This is a genomic window from Halolamina sediminis, from assembly GCF_001282785.1.
Lineage (GTDB): Archaea > Halobacteriota > Halobacteria > Halobacteriales > Haloferacaceae > Halolamina > Halolamina sediminis.
Map to the genome: position 1 here is coordinate 1,546,728 of NZ_CVUA01000001.1, position 17,956 is coordinate 1,564,683.

Sequence of the window (17,956 nt, forward strand, 5' to 3'; positions counted from 1 at the left end):
CCACCTCCGTTGTTGGCGGGTAGTCGGAGTGTCCGGTTCGGGTGTCGTCCGTAGCGATGCCGTGGAGGGCATACGCGAACCGTGGGCCCGGTTTACTGAAAAACGGCCGATAGCTTCGACGCGGTTTTACGCTACTGACACCGTTCGGAGGGTTGATAGCTCCGCGGGCCGTTCGGCCGCCGATGGCGCCTCGCTTTTCCACCCCGCGACTCAGCCGCCGTCGGGCGATGACGGTCGCTGGCGGCGCCGTCGCTGCGGCGCTAGCGACGGTGGGAACTCCGGACCGGTCCGAGGGGACGGAGCCGTTCACTGAGGGATCGACCCCCCTCGAACAGATCCACAGCATCGGCATTACTGGGGAGGACGTCCGTGTCGGGGTACTCGACCCGACCGGCTTCGACCCCGAGCACCCCGCGCTGGTGGACGCCGTGACCGGGCTGCGGGCGTTCGACGGCTCCCCCGTGGTCGTCGACGACGCCAGCCACGGCACCGAGGCGGCGGCGACGGTCGCCCGCGCCGCGCCCGATGCGGCCCTGTTGCTCGCGACGTTCGAGCGCGCGTCGGGGTTCGAGCGCGGACTCGACTGGTTCCGGGAGATGGGCGTCGACGTGGTGCTCGCGCCCGTCGCGGCCCACGGCGCGGCCGCGGTCGGTGACAGTCCGGTGAACCGCGCCGCGGAAGCGGCAGTCGAGGCGGGCGTTACACTCGTCGCGCCGACGGGGAACGCGGCGCGGGGCCACTGGCAGGGGCCGCTAGGAGCGATCGCGTCGACCGGGGATTCGCTGACGCTACTGGACCTGGAGTCACGCGCCGCGGACGAGCCGCCGGTTGGGAGTCTTACGGTCTGGCTGGGCTGTCGGGCCCCCGATCCGCCGGCGCTCTCGCTCGCGCTCATCCGCCGGACACAGACCGGCGACGGCCGACAGCTGATCGCGCTCTCTCAGTCCGAGCGGCCGGGGCTGGAACGGCTGACGGCCGAACTCGAGCCCGGGCGGTACGCACTGGAGCTCAGGCTCCCGGACCGATCGAGCGTCCCCGAGGGGTTCGCGACGGCACCCGTCTCGATGAGGGCGCCGGGCTACCGACTCTCCCCTGCGCGGCCGGCCGGGAGCGTCGCCGCGCCCGCCAGCGCGCCGGGGGTCGTCGGCGTTGGTTCACGCAAGGAGGGGGGCGCCGCAGCCTACAGCGGACGCGGGCCGACACCGGACGGCGGCTTCGGAGTCGATCTCGTCGCCGAACCCCGACCCTGGCCGACGGTCGAGGACCCCGGAACCTCCGGTGCGGCCGCACAGGTCGCCGGAGTGGCGGCGTTAGTCGCCGACACACGCGGGGACGAGGCGGCGAGGGAGCGCGTCGGAGGAATTCTCCGGGCGACGGCGACCTCGATGAGCGACGACGACGGCCCGACGTTCACGACCGGACACGGCGTCGTCGACCCGCTGGCGGCGGTCCGCCGGGCGCGCGGAACCGACTAAAACGACGTTTTAAGCGACACCGGGATTGATGTGGCCGCTGCTCCCAGTACCGATATGTCGTCCCCGATCGCCCGGCTCGGCTCGAAGTCGTTCGGTAGCGAAGCCGAGCCGACAGTCGTCGACGTGAACGGCGACGACGCCGACACGGTGCTGGACGCGCTGAGCTCCGACACCGCGCGGGCGCTGTACTGCGAGATCAACGAGGAGCCCGCCCCGCCGTCGGTGCTCGCGCGGCGGCTCGACAGCTCGGTTCAGAACGTCCACTACCACCTCTCGAACCTCGAGTCCGCCGGTCTCGTCCAGGTCGTCGGCAGCGACTACTCCGAGAAGGGGAACGAGATGGACGTCTACGGCGTCGCCGCCGACCCGATCGTGCTGGCCGCCGACGCGTCCGAGGAGGAGCGGTCGACGCTCCGCCGACTGCTCGCGGACTGGGCGACCGGCGTCGCCACGATCGGCCTCGTGAGCGTCGCCATCCAACTGCTCACCACCCGCCTCGTCGGCGGCGGGAGCGGCGTGTTCGAGCCGGCCTCCCCGGGGCTCCCCGAGGACGCGGTTCTCCCGTGGCTGGCGGAGGCGGTCGCGGCGCCCGGCCTGCTGTTCTTCGTCGGCGGCGTGGCGGTGCTCACGGCCGCGATACTGGCCGAAACCGTCCGAGAGTAGCGCCGTTCGGCGGTACTCTAATAGGGCTGTTCACCGAACAGCCCCCCGTGAACGAGCCCCGGGATCGGATCGATCACGTGCTGCTGGTCATGGCGGCGGGCCGTGACCGGGATCGCATCAGGGATCGGCTCGACCACGGGTTCGGCTACGAGGTGACGACGGCGACGGGCTCGGCGGCGCTCCCGGCGTACGACATCTGTCTGATCGGCGAGAGCTGTCTCGAACACTGCGAGGACGCGCTCCGCCGGCGGAAGGGGGAGTCCGACGCCTACCTCCCACACGTCCTGTTGGCCGGCGAGAGCGGCGGGGAGCCGCCGCGCACGCAGGTATCCGAGGCCGCAGTCGACGGTTCGCCCGTCGACGAAGTGATCGCGCTACCCGTCGAGGCGGGGGCGCTCGTCCGGCGGGTCGAGAACCTCCTCGCCACCCGTCGGGCGTCGGTCGCGCTGACCGAACGCGAGACTCAGTACCGCCAACTGGTCGAGCTCACCGCCGAGGCGGTGCTGCTGGTCGACGAGGGTGAGATCGCCTACGCCAACGCCGCAGCGGTCGACCTGTTCGACGCGGCGCGCACCGAACTGCACGGGTCGCGGGTCACGCGGTTCGTGAGTGAGAGCGAAGAGACGGCACTCACGGCGCTGCTGGACGCCGTCCCCGCCCCGGGGGAAGGCGCCTCGGAGTTCGTCGACGTGGGGCTCCAAACCGTCGACGGGCGGCGGATCGAGGGCTCGGTCGCCGGCATCCGGGTCAGCTATCGCGGCTCGGCGGTGGTCCAACTGCTCGTCCGGGACCGGACCGAGGCCAGGCGGCGCGAGGATCAGCTCCGACTGTTCGGCCGCGCGGTGGAGGCGGCCGCCCACGGGATCACCGTGGCCGACGTGCGGGCCGACGACGAGCCGCTGATCTACGCCAACGCCGGCTTCACCCGGATCACCGGCTACCCGCTGGGGGAGGTGCTCGGGCGCAACTGCCGGTTCCTGCAGGGGGAGAACACCGACCAGTCGGCCGTCGACCGGCTCCGGGCCGCGATCGACGCCGGCGAGCCCGCCTCGGAGGAGATACTCAACTATCGCCGGGACGGCACGCCGTTCTGGAACCGGTTGGAGCTCGTCCCCATCCGGGACGACGACGGCGAGCTCACCCACTACCTCGGCCTCCAGCGTGACATCACCGAGCAGATTCGGAACGAACAGCGGCTCGCAGTGCTCGACCGTATCCTGCGACACAACGTCCGGAACAAAACCAACGTCATCCGGGGGTACGCCGAGACGATCGTCGAGGGGAACGCCGACCCCGGGGCCGCGGCCGAGCGCATCGTCGACGCCGCCGACGAGCTGTACACGATCAGCGAACAGGTCCGGGAGTTCGACGCGGTCGTCCGGAACACCGAGGAGGCGATCGACGCCGTGCAGTTGGACGCGGTCGTCGGCGAGGGGGTGGCGGCGTTGCGCGAGGAGTTCCCCGCCGCCGACGTCCAGTTCCGCGCCTCGGGGGCGGTGCCGGTCAACGCCCACCCCACGCTCCGCGCGGCGATCCAGAACCTCCTCTACCAGCTCGGCGACAGCGAGCGGCCGGCGGCGGAGATCGCACTCGTCCGGGAGGGCGACGACGTCCGGCTCGACGTGTACGATCGCGGGGACGCGATCCCGCGCGAGGAGCTCGAACTGGTGTCGGACCGCTCGGAGACGCCGCTGGAGCACTTACAGGGGCTCGAGCTCTGGCTGCTGCGCTGGGCCGTCGAACAGTCCGGCGGCGAGTTCACGCTCGGCGACGCCGACGGCGACCCGCTGCTGCGGATGCGGTTCCCCGCGGCCGACAGCTGACCCTCGCTTCGAGATTCGTAACGCCCCCGCCGGCCCGTCCCATTGACGTGTACACCGACGCCGAGGACGGAGCCGAGGGATTCAAGGTCGTGCCCATCCCGCTCACGACTGATGCGTCAGGACCACCTCGTCGCCGCGGGACAGCTCTCCCGAGCGGACGTCGAGCGGCTGCTCGACCGCGCGGCCGAGTTCGACGCCGCGCTCGACGCCGGCGGCGACCTCCCCGCCAGCTACCCGGAGAAGCTGCTCGCACTGTGTTTCTACGAGCCGAGTACGCGCACGAAGATGTCGTTCGAGGCCGCGATGAAGCGCCTCGGCGGCGACGTCGTCGACATGGGCGGCGTCGACGCCTCCTCGGTGAAGAAAGGCGAGAGCCTCGCGGACACGGTCAGGGTCATCGAGGGGTACGCCGACGGCCTCGTGCTCCGACACCCCCGCGAGGGCGCCGCGAAGATGGCCGCGGAGTTCGTCGACGCGCCGGTGATCAACGCCGGCGACGGCGCCGGCCACCACCCCAGTCAGACCCTACTCGACCTGTACACGATCCGGGAGGCCGCGGGGCTGGACGACCTCACGATCGGCATCGTCGGCGACCTGAAGTACGGCCGGACGGTCCACTCGCTCGCGACGGCGCTGACCGAGTTCGACGCGCGGATGCATTTCGTCAGCCCGGAGTCGCTGCGCCTCCCGCGGTCGGTCCGGTTCGACCTCCACGAGGCCGGCGCGCAGGTTCGCGAACACACGGAACTCGAGGAGGTGCTGCCCGAACTCGACGTGCTGTACGTCACCCGGATCCAGCGCGAGCGCTTCCCCGACGAGGACGAGTACCAGAAAGTCGCCGGGGAGTACCGCGTCGACGGCGAGACGCTCGACGCCGCCCGGGACGATCTGACGGTGATGCATCCGCTGCCCCGCGTCGACGAGATCGCCCCCGAGATCGACGACACCGAGCACGCCGACTACTTCGAGCAAGCCCACAACGGCGTTCCCGTGCGGATGGCGCTGCTCGACTTCCTGTTCCAGAACCATGAGTGACCACGAACTCCGCGTCTCGAAGATCCGCGACGGCACCGTGCTCGACCACCTCCCCGGCGGCAGCGCGCTGAACGTACTCGCGATGCTGGGGATCGACGGCAGCGAGGGCACCGGCGTCAGCGTCGCGATGAACGTCCCCTCCGACCGCCTCGGCACGAAGGACGTGGTGAAAGTCGAGGAGCGCGAGCTCTCACAGGCCGAGGTGGACGTCCTCTCGCTGATCGCGCCGCGGGCGACGGTGAACATCGTCCGGGAGTACGAGGTCCGGGAGAAGAAGCAGGCCGAACGCCCCGACACCGTCGTCGGCGTGTTAGCCTGCCCGAACAGCAGCTGCATCACCAACGCCGACGAGCCCGTCGAGAGCCGCTTCGACGTGCTCGACGACGGCGTGCGGTGTGGCTACTGTGAGGAGATCATCCGCGAGGGGATCGCGGACCACCTGAACGTCGGGTGAGGGTTGTCTGAACGTTTCTCACCGCAGCGATCCCAACGACGGCCGCCACGACAGCAGCGCCACCGTCACCAGAAAGACGGCCGTGGACACGTCGTAGGCGTACGTCGTCGTCGCCGCCGCGACGAACGAGCCACCCCCCAGCGCCGCCGTCCCCACCGACGCGAGGATCGGCCACGAGCAGGAGATACAGGAGAACAGCCCGAGCAGTCCCGACACCGCCGACCCGGCCACGTCGAGCACCGTGACGTAGACGAGGTAGGTCAGCGCGAGATAGCCGATCACCTTGGCCGGCATCAGGATCAGCCGGACGAACTCGCTTTTGAACGTGACTGCCGGCCCCCAGCCCGGCGGGAGCCAGAGCACCGAGAACCCCGGGACGTAGTTGAACGTATCGGGGATGCCAGGGGCGACGACGCCGCCCGTGTACGCGAGCACCGCGAGGTAGCCGAGCGCGAGTAGGCTCCCGCGGCGGACCGCCGACGCGCTCGCGTCGGGCGCGTCGGTCCGGCGGAACACCCAGATCGAGACGTTGATCCAGAGCAGGCCGTACAGCGCGAACCGCGGCTGGCTGACCGAGACAGTGGCGCCGAACAGCCAGTAGCCGGTCAGCGCCATCACCTCGACGTACAGCACGGCCGTCCAGAGTAGGACCGTCCGCGGTTCCGGGAGAACGTCGGCGCCCACGCGGTCGAGGACGGACATCGTCACAGCGCGAGCGTGTCGAGCACGACGGCGAGCAGCACGCCGCCGAGGTAGGCGTTCGAGGCGTGGAACGCGCGGAACGCCGCCGCCTCGGTCCGCTCGAAGTGGAGGCGGACGACCGCCCAGAGGAACACGCCGGCGAGTGCGATTCCCAGGGCCACGAACAGCCAGTCAAGCCGCGGGAGCAGCGCCAGCGCGGCCGTCGCCGCGAGCGTCGCACCCAGGTACCAGAGTATGTGTCGGCGCGTGGTCGTCTCGCCACGAACGACGGGCATCATCGGGAAGCCGCCCGCCTCGTAGTCGTCCTTGTAGGCGAGCGCGAGGTTGTAGAAGTGGGCGGGCGTCCAGAGGAACACGATCGCCGCCAGCCCGACGCCGCCCCAGCCGATCTCGCCGGTCACCGCGGCCCAACCGATCAGCGCGGGGAGCGCGCCGGCGGCGCCGCCGATGACGGTGTTCTGGACGGTGTTGGGCTTGAGGATCAGCGTGTAGACGACGCTGTAGAACGCGATCGCGATCAGCCCCAGCACCGCCGCGAGGACGTTGATCGAGGCGAACAGGCCGACGGAGATCGCGCCGAGTGTGAGACCGAACGCGACGGCGTTGCGGACCGGCACGAGGTCGACCGCGAGCGGGCGGTCGCTGGTGCGCTGCATCTTCCGGTCGACGTCGCGTTCGAGGACGTGGTTGAACGTCCCGGAGGCACCGATCGCGAGCGCGCCGCCGACCATCGTCTTCGCGACGACGGGGACCGTGAAGTTCTCGCCGCCGGCCAGCGCCATCGCCGCCGCCGCCACCAGACAGAGCAGCCACATCAGTCGGGGCTTGGTCAACCGGGCGTACGCCGCGAGCTTTGCCTTCGTCCGGGGCCAGCCCGGTTCGGGGAGCGCCGGCGAGGGAGTGTCCTCGACGGGCGGAAGCTCGTCGTCGAGGGGGTCCTCGGGCTCGTCGTCGGGGTCACCGGTGGCGGCTTCGAGCGTCCACGCCAGCGCCGCGAGCACGCCGCCGAAGATGACGGCGCCGACGGCGAGGTGGATCGCCGAGACGGCCGCGGTCGGCGCCACGGCCGTCGTCGCGATGACGGCGCCGACGCCGGACTGGATCGGGAACAGTGCGAGCGCGAACAGGAGGGCGGCCTTCACGCGCCGGGACTCGTCGCGGCGGAACGCGAGTGCGGTGGCGCCGACGAGCAGGAGGCCGGCGCCGAGGGCGCCGATCCGGTGGCCGAGGGCGAACCAGCCGTCGGCGGAGGTCGGGAGTGCGAAGCCGCCGCCGCAGGCGGGCCACCCGCGACACGCGGCCGCGGCGTCGGTCACCGCCGTCGTCGCGCCGACGGCGACGAGGAGGTACACCCCCATCGCGGCGGCCGCGAGCAGGCCGGCGAACTGGCGGTCTGAAGTCACTACGCGGGCTAGCGGCCGGCGCTACTTATCCGCTTCGCGTCTGCCCGGACGGTGGGAGCCAGCACAGTCCAGTCAGGCCGGGGCGACAGCGACCGTTGGCTACCCGCGTCGCTCCAGAATCCGGTCGACGATCCGGCCGGTCGAGAGGAGTTCTCCGTCGTACTTCGGATCGCGCGGCCCCGCGCGAGCGACGTCGCAGTCGATCCCGCGGTCGTCCAGCGCGGCCGCCACCGCGTCCTCGTCGTGGTGCTGGTCGTAGCCCAGTACGATCACATCCGGGCCGATACGCTCGATGGGGACGAATATGTCCGATTCGTGGCCGAGGTGTGCCTCGTCCACAGCGTCGATCGCGCCGACCACGTCCCGGCGCTGGCGGGCGGGCAGCACGGGATCTTCCTTGTGAGAGACGTTCGAGCTTCGGGCGACGATGACGTGGAGTTCGTCGGCGTGTTCGGCGGCCTCGCGGAGATAGTGGACGTGGCCCGGGTGGAGCAGGTCGAAGGTTCCCTGTGCGACTGCGCGTTCGCTGTCGTGATCGTCCCCGCTCATGGCTCCCCCCCGTCGAGGCCGAGTTCGGCGTCGATGTCTTCCTGCGTGAAGTCGAAGAACTCCTCGGGATCGTCGAGTTCGACGTCGTACACCGGGAGGCTGCGGTGCTTCCCTTCGCGGTCGAGTGCGACCCAGTCCTCGCGGCCGTAGGGGTGGCCGACGATGACGTGGACCTGCCCCTTGCTGAACGTCGCGAGATCGGCCTGCGAGGGTTGGAGGACACCGTTGGGGTGGGAGTGGATCGAGCCGACGGAGGAGAAGTCGTTTGGAACCATGCTGGTCTTGACCGTCGCGCTGATCGGGTTGGACTCGGTGCCGGGGATGATCAGGACGTCCGTCACGAGCAGCCCCTCGTGGTCGATCCCGAACTCATCGGCGGGCTCCCCACGCAGGAGCCCCATGTACTCGTCGGGGTGGGTCTCGCGGGACGCTTCGAGCGCGAACGTGAGGGCGTCGTCGGCGATGCCGACTACATCACCCGACCGGAACAGTCCCATCTCCGGGTACTCGGGGGCGGCGCCAACTAAGGATTCCGGGACGCTTGCGGGGGCGCGTCGTGTGCGAACTGGAAGACTTAACACCCGCGACCGCCGACTTTTCGGTATGACTGAGCACTCTGCCGGCGAGGACGCCGGCATCCCCGAGGGCGGTTCGCCCTCGGCCCGTCGGGATGTTCCCGACGACGCGACTGTGGTTTACGATCTCGACGACGACTGCACGATGGACGACGTGGCGGAGGGCGCACGCTACCTCGTGACTGTCAACGGCGTCGTCGACTACGGCGTCTTCGTCGACGTCTCCGAGAACGTCTCGGGGCTGGTCCACGAGTCCGGCCTCGACGGCGAGTACGAGGAGGGCGACGAGCTGGTCGTCCGCCTGACGGAGATCCGGGAGAACGGCGACATCGCGTTCGAAGAGGTCGACCCCGCCGAGAACCGGGTCGTCGCCGTCGAGTACGAGCCCGAGATCACGGCCGTCGACGAACTCCACCGCGGCGACGCGGTCACCGTCGAGGGCGAGCTGACTCAGATCAAACAGACCGGCGGCCCGACGATTTTCCACGTCGGCGACGAGTCGGGGATCGTCGCCGCCGCCGCGTTCGAGGAAGCCGGCGTGCGCGCCTACCCCGAGGCCGAGATCGGCGACGTCGTCCGCGTGAGCGGCGAGGTCGGCCTCCACGACGGCGTCCGCCAGCTCGAAGTCGACGACATCGCCGTGTTGGAGGCCGAAACGGAAGAGGCCGCCCGCGAGCGCCTCGACGAGGCCCGCGCCGAGCACGCCGCCCCCGAGTCGGTCGAGCCGCTGATCGAGTGGGACGCCTTCGAGAAGCTCCGACCCGACCTCGAGGAGCTCGCGCGCCTGCTCCGCCGAACGGTGCTCGAAGGGCGCCCGATCCGGGTTCGCCACCACGCCGACGGCGACGGGATGTGCGCCGCTATCCCCGTCCAGCGCGCGCTGGAGAGCTTCATCGAATCGGTCCACGCCGACCCCGACGCCGGTCGTCACCTGCTCAAGCGCCTCCCCGCGAAGGCGCCGTTCTACGAGATGGAGGACGTGACTCGCGACCTCAACTTCGCGCTGGAGGGGCGGGCCCGCCACGGCCAGCAGCTCCCGTTCCTGCTGATGCTCGACAACGGGAGCACCGAGGAGGACACGCCCGCCTACCGCAACCTCGCCCACTACGACATGCCCATCGCGGTGGTCGACCACCACCACCCCGACCCGGAGGCGGTGAACCCGCTGCTCGACGCCCACGTCAACCCCTACCTGTACGACGAGGACTACAGCATCACCACGGGGATGATGTGCGTCGAGCTCGCCCGCATGATCGACCCACAGATCACGGAGGAGCTCCGCCACGTGCCGGCGGTCGCAGGCGTCTCGGACCGCTCGCGGGCCGACGCGATGAGCGACTACGTCGAGCTCGCCGAGGCCGAGGGGTACGATCGCGACGACCTCGACGACGTGGGCGAGGCGCTGGACTACGCCGCCCACTTCCTGCGCTACTCCAGCGGCCACTCCGTCGTCAACGACGTGCTCAACGTCGGCTGCGACGACCGCGACCGCCACGAGGAGCTAGTCGAGTTCCTCGCCGACCGCGCCGAGCGCGACGTGGCCGAACAACTCGACGCCGTCGGGGATCACGTCGAACACGAGACGCTCGAAAGTGATGCCCACCTCTACCGAATCGACCTCGACCAGTGGGCCCACCGCTTCACCTACCCCGCACCGGGGAAGACCACCGGCGAGCTCCATGACACGAAAGTCGAGGAGACGGGCGACCCGGTGATCACGATCGGCTACGGGCCGGACTTCGCCGTGCTCCGGAGCGACGGCGTGCGGCTCGACATCCCCGAGATGGTCGAGGAGCTCAACGAGGAGCTGCCCGGCGCCGGCGTCTCCGGCGGCGGCCACCTCGTCGTCGGCTCGATCAAGTTCGTGAAGGGCCGCCGCGAGCAGGTGATCGACGCGCTGGTCGAGAAGATGGCCGACGCCGAGATCGACGAGGCGCTCTCCTCGACCGCCGCCGCGCTGGACGATTAGGCAGCGCGGCACGCTGTCAGCCGCGCTGGACGACTAGGCAGGCATCCTCTCCGCGGCTACGACGCTCACTCCTCCCACTTCTCCACCGACGCGAAGTTCAGCGACCGCGTTGCGACCAGCGCTGCGACCAACACCGCGGCGACGGCGCCGGCAGCGAACAGCCAGGTCCTGCCTGCCTCGCTGCCGCCCCGCCAGTCCGCCGCGAAGCTCTCGCGGTAGAACGCGACCGGTTCCGGGCCACGGAGCGCGAGCGCCACCTCGCGATTCCGGGTCGCGCTGTTCTCGTTCCAGTTGAGCGACCCCACGACCGCGAGGTCGTCGTCGACCAGCAGCCCCTTCGCGTGGATCTTCTCGTAGCGGCCGTCGGGCTCGGAGATCCGTGCCGTCAGGGGAGCGTCGTTGCGGTCGGCCCAGTCGTTCAGCCACGCGACCAGCGCCTCGTTCTCCTCGGCCGAGTACCACGCCCCCGAGAGCAGAATCCGGACCTCGACGCCACGCTGGGCGGCCCGCAGCGTCGCCCGGACGAGCGCGTTGTCCTGCCGGCCGAGGCTCGGTTGGAGCACGTCGACGCGCGACTCGGCGGCGTCGATCGCCGAGATCAACGCCGACTCCGCGTTGCCGGGCGCTGTCAGGACCGTGACGTTCCTCGCAGTGACCTGCTCGGCGGGGAACTGGGTCGGGTAGCTCCCGTTCGCCGCCGGGATCGACTCGAACCGCCGGTTCTCGCGGAACGCTGCCCACGTCCGGGTGTCCGGCGCGTCGCTGTCGTTCCGGAACAGCGCTGCGAGCGCGTCTGCCGTGCTGCCGTTCTCGACGCGGACGCCCCAGCCGCGACTCGACGCGCCACCCACCCCGGAGGGTTTCCAGTTCTCCGAGAGCACGAGCGCGCGGCCGTCCGCGACGGCGTACTTCGGGTGGTGGAACGCGAACCGGTTCGCCCCGACGCCGACGACGCGGACCTCGACGCCCGCAGCGGCGAGCCGGTCGAGGAGTCGGGCCTGCCGTGCGGCGGCGCCGTTGACTGGTTCGGCCTCGACCAGCACGCGCACGTCGACGCCGCGGGATTCGGCGGCGAGCAGCGCCTCGGTGACGCGCTCGGAGGTGAAGCTGTATCCGGCGAGCAGGATGCGGTCGTCGGCGCGCCGGAGCGTCTCGATCGGTATCTCAGGCGAGTCGGGCAGCAGGAACGCGGTCGCGTTGGCCGGCCCGGTCGCGATCGGCGGCCGGGGGTCGAGCCCGCGCGGGCGCCACTCGTCGACCGCCGGGAGGTAGCGCTCGCCCTCGCTCGTCTCGGCGTAGCGAACGCGGTGGACCGGCTCGCCGTTTCGGCGGAGCAGGACCGTCTCGCCGGTGTTCGCGAGTGAGAAGGAACCCTCCACGACCGTCGCGTCGTCGCCCGCCCCGTCACCGACGATACCGGGCTCGGGCGTGACCAGAATCCTGCCCGACCGGTTCCGCAGAGGAATCGTCGACTCGCCGTCGGAGAGCGTCCAGTTGCCGGCCTCGGGGAGTCGGACCAGCACGTACTCCCCGCTGTCGCCGTTTCGTACGGGATCCGGGTAGAGTTCCAGGATCGCAGCGTCGTCGGACTCGCCCTGCTTGACTGCATCTGCGTTCCCTGCGATGGCTACGTGCCCGCTGCCGGCTGCCAGCGAGACGAGCAACAGGCTCACGATGAGCAGGCGAACGACGAGGGCGCTCGGGAACGAGCGCTCCGGTTCGCAGTCCTGTCGCGCCACGGGATGGGTGGTCCCGCTACCGGTGATAAAGACTCGGCCGGCTGGTGGCTACATCCCCATGTCTTCGGCAGGGTCGGGGACGGGGAGGTCGTCGACAGCCACGCCGAGCAGTTCGGCGGCGTGGTCCAGCGCCATGTCGAACCCGTAGTAGCGTTCGAGCTCGTCGCCTTCGGGGCCGTTTCGGACCTTCAACATCGCGTAGCCGTCGATGTTCTGGGCGATCGAGGCGGTTCGGCCCTCGTGAACGAAGTCGAGTCGGCGTTCGCCCGCCTCCTCGACGTAGATGGCTCTCACGCCGCCGGCCGTCAGTTCGGTTTCGCCGTCGGAGTCGCTCATGGCCGGCGGTTCGAGCGCCCCCGAGTAAGGCCCATCGGTGTCGGCGGTGCAGGCTTATGTGGCGCCCGCCCCAAGGCAGGGACATGACCGACCGTCGGGACCCCGCCGAGGACGACCTGCGTGCCCGCCTCGACGAACTCGAATCGACGCTGACGGCGCTCCGCGAACAGTTGGACGACGATCAGGGGCAGCAGCCGACGATTCCTCGCGGCCTCCCGGGCGGTGGCCGGCGACCGCCGCGTCCGCCCCGGCTGCGGGAGGTGCTTCGCTTCACCGAGGAGTACACCATCCCGACGCTGATCTCGATCCTGGAGACGAACGTCCGGCTACTCCGACTCACCGGCGCGGCGCTGCGTGCGCTCGACCCCGAGCGGTCGGCGGCGCCGTCGTCCGACGGCGCGGTCGGCCGGGCGATCGACGCCGGGCGAGGGCTCTCGACAGATCGACTAACGAGCACGCTGGAGGAACTGAACGACGCCATCGCGGGCACGGAGGCGCCAGACCCCGAGGCCCGCGAACTGCTTTCGGAGGCCGAGGCGCTCTCCGCGGAGATTCAGGAGCGGCTGCGAGACGCGAACGAGGCGGCCGATGCGGGCCGAAAAGCCGAAGGCAACACTGAGGACGACGACGCGATCTCTATCGACGTGGCCGACGGCAGCAAACGGGACGCCGACGGCGATGCGGAGTCCGACGATTCGCCGGAGCCGGACGTCGACGCCGAACTCGACTCCATCCGGGAAGAAGTCAGAGGGTCGGAGGACGCAGATGACGACGCCGACGAATCGTGCGACTCCGAACCGGGCGACGACGCCGCGGCCGAGTAGCTACTCCTCGACGGGGCGGAATCGGAACCCGTCCCAGTCCTGACTCTCTGGTTCGCGGATCCCAGCCTCAGGGTCACGGAGCTCCTCGACGTGGAACGGCTGGACGGCGTCGCCGATCTCGACGTCGGCGTTTTCGAGCTGGCCCAGCGCGCGGACCGGGACGCCGTCAACGTCGAACTCCACGATCGCGAGGTGGTTTGGCTGGCGGACGCCCGGCGGCGTCGCCGTCGAGGTGGTCCACGTCACGACCTCGGCGGTGTACTCGCTGAGGTCGACGGTGCCGACGGGCTCCTCGCCGCCCGGGCCGCGCGGGTGGCCGGGGTAGGTGACGCTCCCGTCGGGGTAGCGGTACGCGGTCATCTCGGAGTCGGAGTTCTGGTCGGTCATTCTGCCTCCGGGGTTTCGAGGATGGTCGTGGTCACGCAGTTGCCGAAGCCGCCGACGTTGCAGGCCAGCCCGATTTCGGGGTCGTCGAGCTGGCGATCGCCGGCCTCGCCCAGCAGTTGTTCGTACACCTCCACCGCCTGTGCGACGCCCGAGGCGCCGAGGGGGTGGCCCTTCGACTTCAGGCCGCCGGAGGTGTTGATCGGTAGGCCGCCGTCGCGTTCGGTGCGGCCCGACTCGATCGCTTTCCACCCTTCGCCCTTCTCGGCGAAGCCGAGATCCTCGAACTGCAGGAACTCGAGGATCGTGAACATGTCGTGGAGCTCCGCGAAGTCCACGTCGTCGGGGTCGCGGTCGGCCATCGCGTAGGCCTGCTCGCTCGACTCCACGACGCCGCGCATCGTGGTCGGGTCCGCGCGCTCGTGGACGACGTGAGTGTCCGTCGCGCCCGCGACGCCGCTCACGACGACGTACTCGTCGGTGATCTCGCGGGCGACCGACTCCGGGCAGAACAAAAGCGCCGCGGAGCCGTCGGTGATCGGGCAGAAGTCGTACAAGCGGAGCGGATCGGCGACGATCGGCGAGTCGAGGACGGTGTCGAGGTCGACCTCCTTCCGGAACTGCGCCTTGGGGTTGTCGACGCCGTTCTTGTGGTTCTTCACGGCGACCTTGCCGAGGCTCTCGCGGGGCGCGTCGTACTCGTCGAGGTAGAGCCGTGCCGTGAGCCCGGCGAAGGAGGGGAGTGTGACGCCGTGTTTGTACTCCACCGGGTGGGTCAGGGAGGCGATCACGTCCGTCGCCTCGCCCGTCGTCTTGTGGGTCATCTTCTCGCCGCCGACGAGCAGCGTCATCTCGCTCGCCTCGGCGGCGACCGACTGCCACGCGGCGTATATGCCGGCACCGCCCGAGGAGGAGGTCTGGTCGATCCGCGCGGTGTAGGCCGGCTGGGCGGCGATATCGTGGGCGAGCATGTTCGGGGCGCCCGTCTGCCCCTCCAGTTCGCCGCTGGCCATGTTCGAGACGTACAGGTGGTCGACGGCGTCGGCGGCGACCCCGGCGTCGTCGAGACACTCCGCGCCGGCCTCGGCGAGCAGGTCCCGCAGCCACTCCCCCTCGCGGTCGCCGAAGGGGGTCATCGACGCGCCGACGATGGCGACTCGGTCCATACCGGTTGGCCGGACGCGCGTCGCTTACGCGTTTCCCTTCGCCGAACACGAGCGATTTATGCCCGCCCCGGCGCGAACTCCGGCTATGGATCTCGCGGACCCCGCGGACGCCGGCAAACTGACGGCGGCCGTCGCCGCGCTGCTCGCCGTCGTCGCCTTCGCGCCGCTCGTACTGGTGACCGGGGCCGGGGACACCCTCGGCGCCTACTACGCGGCCGGCCCGTTCGGGCTCACCGCGGTCGGCCTGCTGGCGATCGTCGCCGCGGTCGTGTTCCTCTCGGTCGGACAGCCCCACACCGACGCGCTGACGATGTCGGGCGTCGGCGTCGTCGTCGCGCTGGGCACCGTGCTGACCGCGGCCGCCTGGCTGCTCACGCTCGACTCGACGGTGCTGTTCGGCTTCCCCGCCGAGTACGCGTGGATCGAGAACCACCGCTGGGCCGTGCTCGCTGGGGCGATCGTCCTCACGGCGACCTCGGCCGTCCAAGCGCGGACGGCGCTGTGACCGACTGGCCACCCGTCGATCCGACTGACGCCGCGGCAGTTGCCGAGCGCCGCGACGCTGTCGTCGACGCCGTGCGCGACCACGCCGGCCGGATCGCCTACGAGCTCGCGCTGCTGGAGGGCGGCGACTACGGCCGCGTCGAGTTCGAGACCGACGGCGGGACGTGGACCGTCAAGTACGAGGCCGGCGATCTGGAGTTCCTCCTGTTCGAGCCCACGAGCGGCTCGGAAGTGTACGTCGTCTCCACCAAGCGCCAGCCCGAGCCGTCGGCGCTCGCGACGGCGCTGGCGGACTACTCGGCGTTCGTCCGGGCGTTCAACGAGCACGTCGCCGCCGCCGAGGAGCAGTTGGAAGACGTGCCGACGGAGTTCCCCGAGCCCGCGAGCACCGAAAACGCCGTGAACGAGCGTCGGCGCATTCTCGATCGGGTCGAGGAGACCTGCGACGAGATCGCGGGCCAGCTCCACCGGCTCGAAGGCGGGGAGTACGGCACCTACGAGAGCCGGATCGACGGCCAGCGCTGGGAGCTCAACTGGGACCGCGACGGCGTCTCCTACCTCCGGATCGGCGGCAGTGACGGCGTCTACCTGCTCTCGCAGTACGCGCCCCCGGAGGCCAGCGACGTCCGCCGGTACGTCCCGCAGTTCCCCGCGTTCGTCGAGGCGTACAACGAGACGGTCGCCGACCGGACCGAGACGCTCTCGCGGGTCGAGCTCTGAGCCGCGTCGAACACGCCGCCGGCGCCGAGATATCCGACCCGAAAGGGCCTTAAGTTCGACCCCGCTACGCTTGGATGGACTAGGTCGGGCGGTTAGGCCCCGCTCGTCACCCCCGAGATAGTCTTCAGGGGGGACCGAACCCCGGGCACGTCCGGTCAGACCGGCACGGGCCTCGGGAGCCGACGTGGAAGCCTCGTCCGCCGGGGACAGCGGTCCGCGACGCCCGCCCGCAGGGGCGATCCGTCGCGGTTGGTCGACGGCACCGGGTCAGGCGCGGAAGCGAGCAGCCCACCGTCGAACGCCCGTCGCTCGTCGGGTCGCGGGGTGGAGGAGGCAACCGAGACTCCCCGTGTCGGAACGCCGGGCAACCCCGGCCGTCCGCCATTCATTCCGTTCTCAGTTCGCGAGCCGACGGCTCGCGGATCGGAGACGGTCGAAAAATTCTGGAGTGTGCGAACAGTCTGAAGGGTTCGAGCCGTTCAGGCCCGCTTGTACTGATCCGGCCACTCCGGCGCGTTCTCGGCGTCGAGTTCACGGCCGGCGTGGAGCGTGAAGTAGGGGTCGCGGAGATGCTCGCGGGCGAGTAACACCGCGTCGGCGCGCTCGTTGCCCACCAGCGCCTCGGCGTGGGTCGGGTCGGTGATACCGCCGACGGTGCCGACCGCGATCTCGTCGCTGCCCGCGTCGAGCCCGTCGCCCGAGAGCGTCTGTCCGTCCTCGGCCAGTACCTCGCGGATCGTCTCGGCGTACTGGGCCTGGTAGCCCGGGCCGGCGCGGGGGAGCTGCTGGTCCGGGTGGATGCCGCCCGAGGAGACGTCGAGGAAGTCGACGCCGAGCTCGGCGAGGTCGCCGGCGAGGCGAGCGGACTGGGCCACGTCCCACGACTCCCGGTCGGGGAGCCAGTCGGTTGCAGAGATGCGCACGAAGATCGGCTTCTCGTCGGGCCAGACCCCACGGACGGCGTCACAGACTTCCCGCAGCAGCTTCGTCCGCCCCTCGAAATCGCCGCCGTACTCGTCGTCGCGGTCGTTGGTCACCGGCGAGAGGAACTCGTGGAGCAGGTAGCCGTGGGCGGCGTGGATCTCGGGCACCTCGAAGCCGGCGTCGAGCGCGTACTCCGCGGCCTGCTCGAAGGAGTCGATCACGTCGGCGATGTCGCCTTCGCCCATGCGCTCGGTCGGCGCCGTGTTCTCCTCGTCGCGTGGGTAGGGCGTCTCGGAGGGGCCCTTGGGCGTCCAGCCGCCCTCGTCCGGCTTGACGAGGCGGGAGCCGTCCTCCCACGGCCGGCGGGTGCTGGCCTTCCGGCCGGCGTGGGCGAGCTGGATCGCCGGGACGCTGCCCTGCTCGCGGATGAACTCGGCGGTCGGGGCGAGCGCGTCGGCGTGTTCCTGGCTCCAGAGCCCGAGGTCCTCCGGCGAGATGCGCCCGCGGGGCTCGACAGCGGTCGCTTCCGCGATCACGACGCCGGCGCCGCCGACGGCGCGACTGCCGAGGTGGACGTGGTGCCACTCCGTCGCCAGCCCGTCGCGGTCGTCACAGGAGTACTGGCACATCGGGGACACCATCACGCGGTTCGGAATCGTCGTCTCACGCAGCGTGAGCGGCTCGAACAGTTCGGCGTTCACAGTAGCCGTT

18 protein-coding genes and 1 other RNA gene are annotated in these 17,956 nt (G+C 70.5%); 10 read left to right on the forward strand and 9 right to left on the reverse strand.

Features of this window, described 5'->3' with window-relative positions; all coding sequences use genetic code 11:
• Window positions 1–227: 227 nt before the first annotated feature.
• From BN1959_RS07775 to pyrI, 5 genes are all read left to right on the forward strand, one after another.
• Window positions 228–1,475 (forward strand): S8 family serine peptidase, encoded by a 1,248-nt coding sequence (locus tag BN1959_RS07775; protein WP_053948114.1) that lies wholly within the window; start codon window positions 228–230, stop codon window positions 1,473–1,475.
• A gap of 54 nt (window positions 1,476–1,529) precedes the next feature.
• A complete protein-coding gene (locus BN1959_RS07780; RefSeq protein WP_053948115.1) occupies window positions 1,530–2,138 on the forward strand; it encodes an ArsR/SmtB family transcription factor in 609 nt (202 codons plus the stop codon).
• 47 nt (window positions 2,139–2,185) lie between these two features.
• Window positions 2,186–3,961, forward strand: coding sequence for a PAS domain-containing protein (locus BN1959_RS07785; RefSeq protein ID WP_053948116.1), 1,776 nt, complete (start codon window positions 2,186–2,188; stop codon window positions 3,959–3,961).
• A gap of 111 nt (window positions 3,962–4,072) precedes the next feature.
• Window positions 4,073–4,996 carry an aspartate carbamoyltransferase gene (gene pyrB / locus BN1959_RS07790; RefSeq protein WP_053948117.1) on the forward strand — a complete coding sequence of 308 codons (924 nt, stop codon included), beginning with the start codon at window positions 4,073–4,075 and terminating at the stop codon, window positions 4,994–4,996.
• Window positions 4,989–5,450: an aspartate carbamoyltransferase regulatory subunit gene (pyrI, locus tag BN1959_RS07795; RefSeq protein WP_053948118.1), complete on the forward strand. Its 462-nt coding sequence runs from the start codon at window positions 4,989–4,991 to the stop codon at window positions 5,448–5,450. Before pyrB ends, pyrI begins: the two co-directional genes overlap by 8 nt.
• Before the next feature lie 18 nt (window positions 5,451–5,468).
• Here the strand turns inward: pyrI and BN1959_RS07800 are convergent, their stop codons facing one another.
• From BN1959_RS07800 to BN1959_RS07815, 4 genes are all read right to left on the reverse strand, one after another.
• Complete coding sequence (locus BN1959_RS07800) at window positions 5,469–6,152, reverse strand: DUF7546 family protein (protein WP_053948119.1); 684 nt, start codon at window positions 6,150–6,152, stop codon at window positions 5,469–5,471.
• A gap of 2 nt (window positions 6,153–6,154) precedes the next feature.
• Entirely contained in the window at window positions 6,155–7,510 is a 1,356-nt protein-coding gene (locus BN1959_RS07805) for a heme o synthase (protein ID WP_154018308.1), read from the reverse strand.
• Window positions 7,511–7,654: 144 nt separating this feature from the next.
• Window positions 7,655–8,104, reverse strand: a complete 450-nt coding sequence (locus tag BN1959_RS07810; protein ID WP_053948121.1) for an adenylyltransferase/cytidyltransferase family protein — start codon at window positions 8,102–8,104, stop codon at window positions 7,655–7,657.
• Window positions 8,101–8,601 carry a Mov34/MPN/PAD-1 family protein gene (locus BN1959_RS07815; protein WP_053948122.1) on the reverse strand — a complete coding sequence of 167 codons (501 nt, stop codon included), beginning with the start codon at window positions 8,599–8,601 and terminating at the stop codon, window positions 8,101–8,103. The genes BN1959_RS07810 and BN1959_RS07815 overlap by 4 nt, the downstream gene beginning before the upstream one ends.
• Before the next feature lie 106 nt (window positions 8,602–8,707).
• On the opposite strand from BN1959_RS07815, the gene BN1959_RS07820 reads away from it, so the two are divergent.
• Window positions 8,708–10,648 carry a DHH family phosphoesterase gene (locus tag BN1959_RS07820; protein WP_053948123.1) on the forward strand — a complete coding sequence of 647 codons (1,941 nt, stop codon included), beginning with the start codon at window positions 8,708–8,710 and terminating at the stop codon, window positions 10,646–10,648.
• 65 nt (window positions 10,649–10,713) lie between these two features.
• Here BN1959_RS07820 and BN1959_RS07825 read toward each other — a convergent pair whose 3' ends face one another.
• A complete protein-coding gene (locus tag BN1959_RS07825; protein ID WP_053948124.1) occupies window positions 10,714–12,387 on the reverse strand; it encodes a phospholipase D-like domain-containing protein in 1,674 nt (557 codons plus the stop codon).
• Window positions 12,388–12,435: 48 nt separating this feature from the next.
• The gene (locus BN1959_RS07830) at window positions 12,436–12,723 is read right to left on the reverse strand and encodes a DUF7111 family protein (protein ID WP_053948125.1); all 288 of its coding nucleotides are present in this window, start codon (window positions 12,721–12,723) and stop codon (window positions 12,436–12,438) included.
• A gap of 83 nt (window positions 12,724–12,806) precedes the next feature.
• Here BN1959_RS07830 and BN1959_RS07835 point away from each other — a divergent pair, with 83 nt between their 5' ends.
• On the forward strand, window positions 12,807–13,547 hold the full coding sequence (locus tag BN1959_RS07835) for a DUF7547 family protein (protein ID WP_053948126.1): 741 nt from the start codon (window positions 12,807–12,809) through the stop codon (window positions 13,545–13,547).
• Here BN1959_RS07835 and BN1959_RS07840 read toward each other — a convergent pair whose 3' ends face one another.
• Both BN1959_RS07840 and BN1959_RS07845 read right to left on the reverse strand, forming a co-directional pair.
• Window positions 13,548–13,934 carry an OB-fold domain-containing protein gene (locus BN1959_RS07840; protein ID WP_053948127.1) on the reverse strand — a complete coding sequence of 129 codons (387 nt, stop codon included), beginning with the start codon at window positions 13,932–13,934 and terminating at the stop codon, window positions 13,548–13,550.
• Window positions 13,931–15,097 (reverse strand): thiolase family protein, encoded by a 1,167-nt coding sequence (locus tag BN1959_RS07845; protein ID WP_053948128.1) that lies wholly within the window; start codon window positions 15,095–15,097, stop codon window positions 13,931–13,933. The genes BN1959_RS07840 and BN1959_RS07845 overlap by 4 nt, the downstream gene beginning before the upstream one ends.
• An 85-nt stretch (window positions 15,098–15,182) precedes the next feature.
• Between BN1959_RS07845 and BN1959_RS07850 the strand changes: the two genes are divergently transcribed.
• From BN1959_RS07850 to ffs, 3 genes are all read left to right on the forward strand, one after another.
• Window positions 15,183–15,602 (forward strand): DUF7548 family protein, encoded by a 420-nt coding sequence (locus BN1959_RS07850; RefSeq protein ID WP_053948129.1) that lies wholly within the window; start codon window positions 15,183–15,185, stop codon window positions 15,600–15,602.
• Complete coding sequence (locus tag BN1959_RS07855; protein ID WP_053948130.1) at window positions 15,599–16,321, forward strand: hypothetical protein; 723 nt, start codon at window positions 15,599–15,601, stop codon at window positions 16,319–16,321. The genes BN1959_RS07850 and BN1959_RS07855 overlap by 4 nt, the downstream gene beginning before the upstream one ends.
• A gap of 71 nt (window positions 16,322–16,392) precedes the next feature.
• Window positions 16,393–16,705: signal recognition particle sRNA (gene ffs / locus BN1959_RS14385), an RNA gene on the forward strand.
• A 95-nt stretch (window positions 16,706–16,800) separates the two neighbouring features.
• On the opposite strand, the gene BN1959_RS07860 is transcribed toward ffs, so the two are convergent.
• Entirely contained in the window at window positions 16,801–17,946 is a 1,146-nt protein-coding gene (locus BN1959_RS07860; RefSeq protein ID WP_053948131.1) for an NADH:flavin oxidoreductase/NADH oxidase, read from the reverse strand.
• Between the last annotated feature and the right edge of the window lie 10 nt (window positions 17,947–17,956).

Coding starts and splice junctions, on each gene's coding strand:
- BN1959_RS07775 (WP_053948114.1), top strand. CDS start 228: ATGACGGTCGCTGGCGGCGCCGTCGCTGCGGCGCTAGCGACGGTGGGA.
- BN1959_RS07780 (WP_053948115.1), top strand. CDS start 1,530: ATGTCGTCCCCGATCGCCCGGCTCGGCTCGAAGTCGTTCGGTAGCGAA.
- pyrB (WP_053948117.1), top strand. CDS start 4,073: ATGCGTCAGGACCACCTCGTCGCCGCGGGACAGCTCTCCCGAGCGGAC.
- pyrI (WP_053948118.1), top strand. CDS start 4,989: ATGAGTGACCACGAACTCCGCGTCTCGAAGATCCGCGACGGCACCGTG.
- BN1959_RS07800 (WP_053948119.1), bottom strand. CDS start 6,152: ATGTCCGTCCTCGACCGCGTGGGCGCCGACGTTCTCCCGGAACCGCGG.
- BN1959_RS07805 (WP_154018308.1), bottom strand. CDS start 7,510: ATGGGGGTGTACCTCCTCGTCGCCGTCGGCGCGACGACGGCGGTGACC.
- BN1959_RS07810 (WP_053948121.1), bottom strand. CDS start 8,104: ATGAGCGGGGACGATCACGACAGCGAACGCGCAGTCGCACAGGGAACC.
- BN1959_RS07815 (WP_053948122.1), bottom strand. CDS start 8,601: ATGGGACTGTTCCGGTCGGGTGATGTAGTCGGCATCGCCGACGACGCC.
- BN1959_RS07820 (WP_053948123.1), top strand. CDS start 8,708: ATGACTGAGCACTCTGCCGGCGAGGACGCCGGCATCCCCGAGGGCGGT.
- BN1959_RS07830 (WP_053948125.1), bottom strand. CDS start 12,723: ATGAGCGACTCCGACGGCGAAACCGAACTGACGGCCGGCGGCGTGAGA.
- BN1959_RS07835 (WP_053948126.1), top strand. CDS start 12,807: ATGACCGACCGTCGGGACCCCGCCGAGGACGACCTGCGTGCCCGCCTC.
- BN1959_RS07840 (WP_053948127.1), bottom strand. CDS start 13,934: ATGACCGACCAGAACTCCGACTCCGAGATGACCGCGTACCGCTACCCC.
- BN1959_RS07845 (WP_053948128.1), bottom strand. CDS start 15,097: ATGGACCGAGTCGCCATCGTCGGCGCGTCGATGACCCCCTTCGGCGAC.
- BN1959_RS07850 (WP_053948129.1), top strand. CDS start 15,183: ATGGATCTCGCGGACCCCGCGGACGCCGGCAAACTGACGGCGGCCGTC.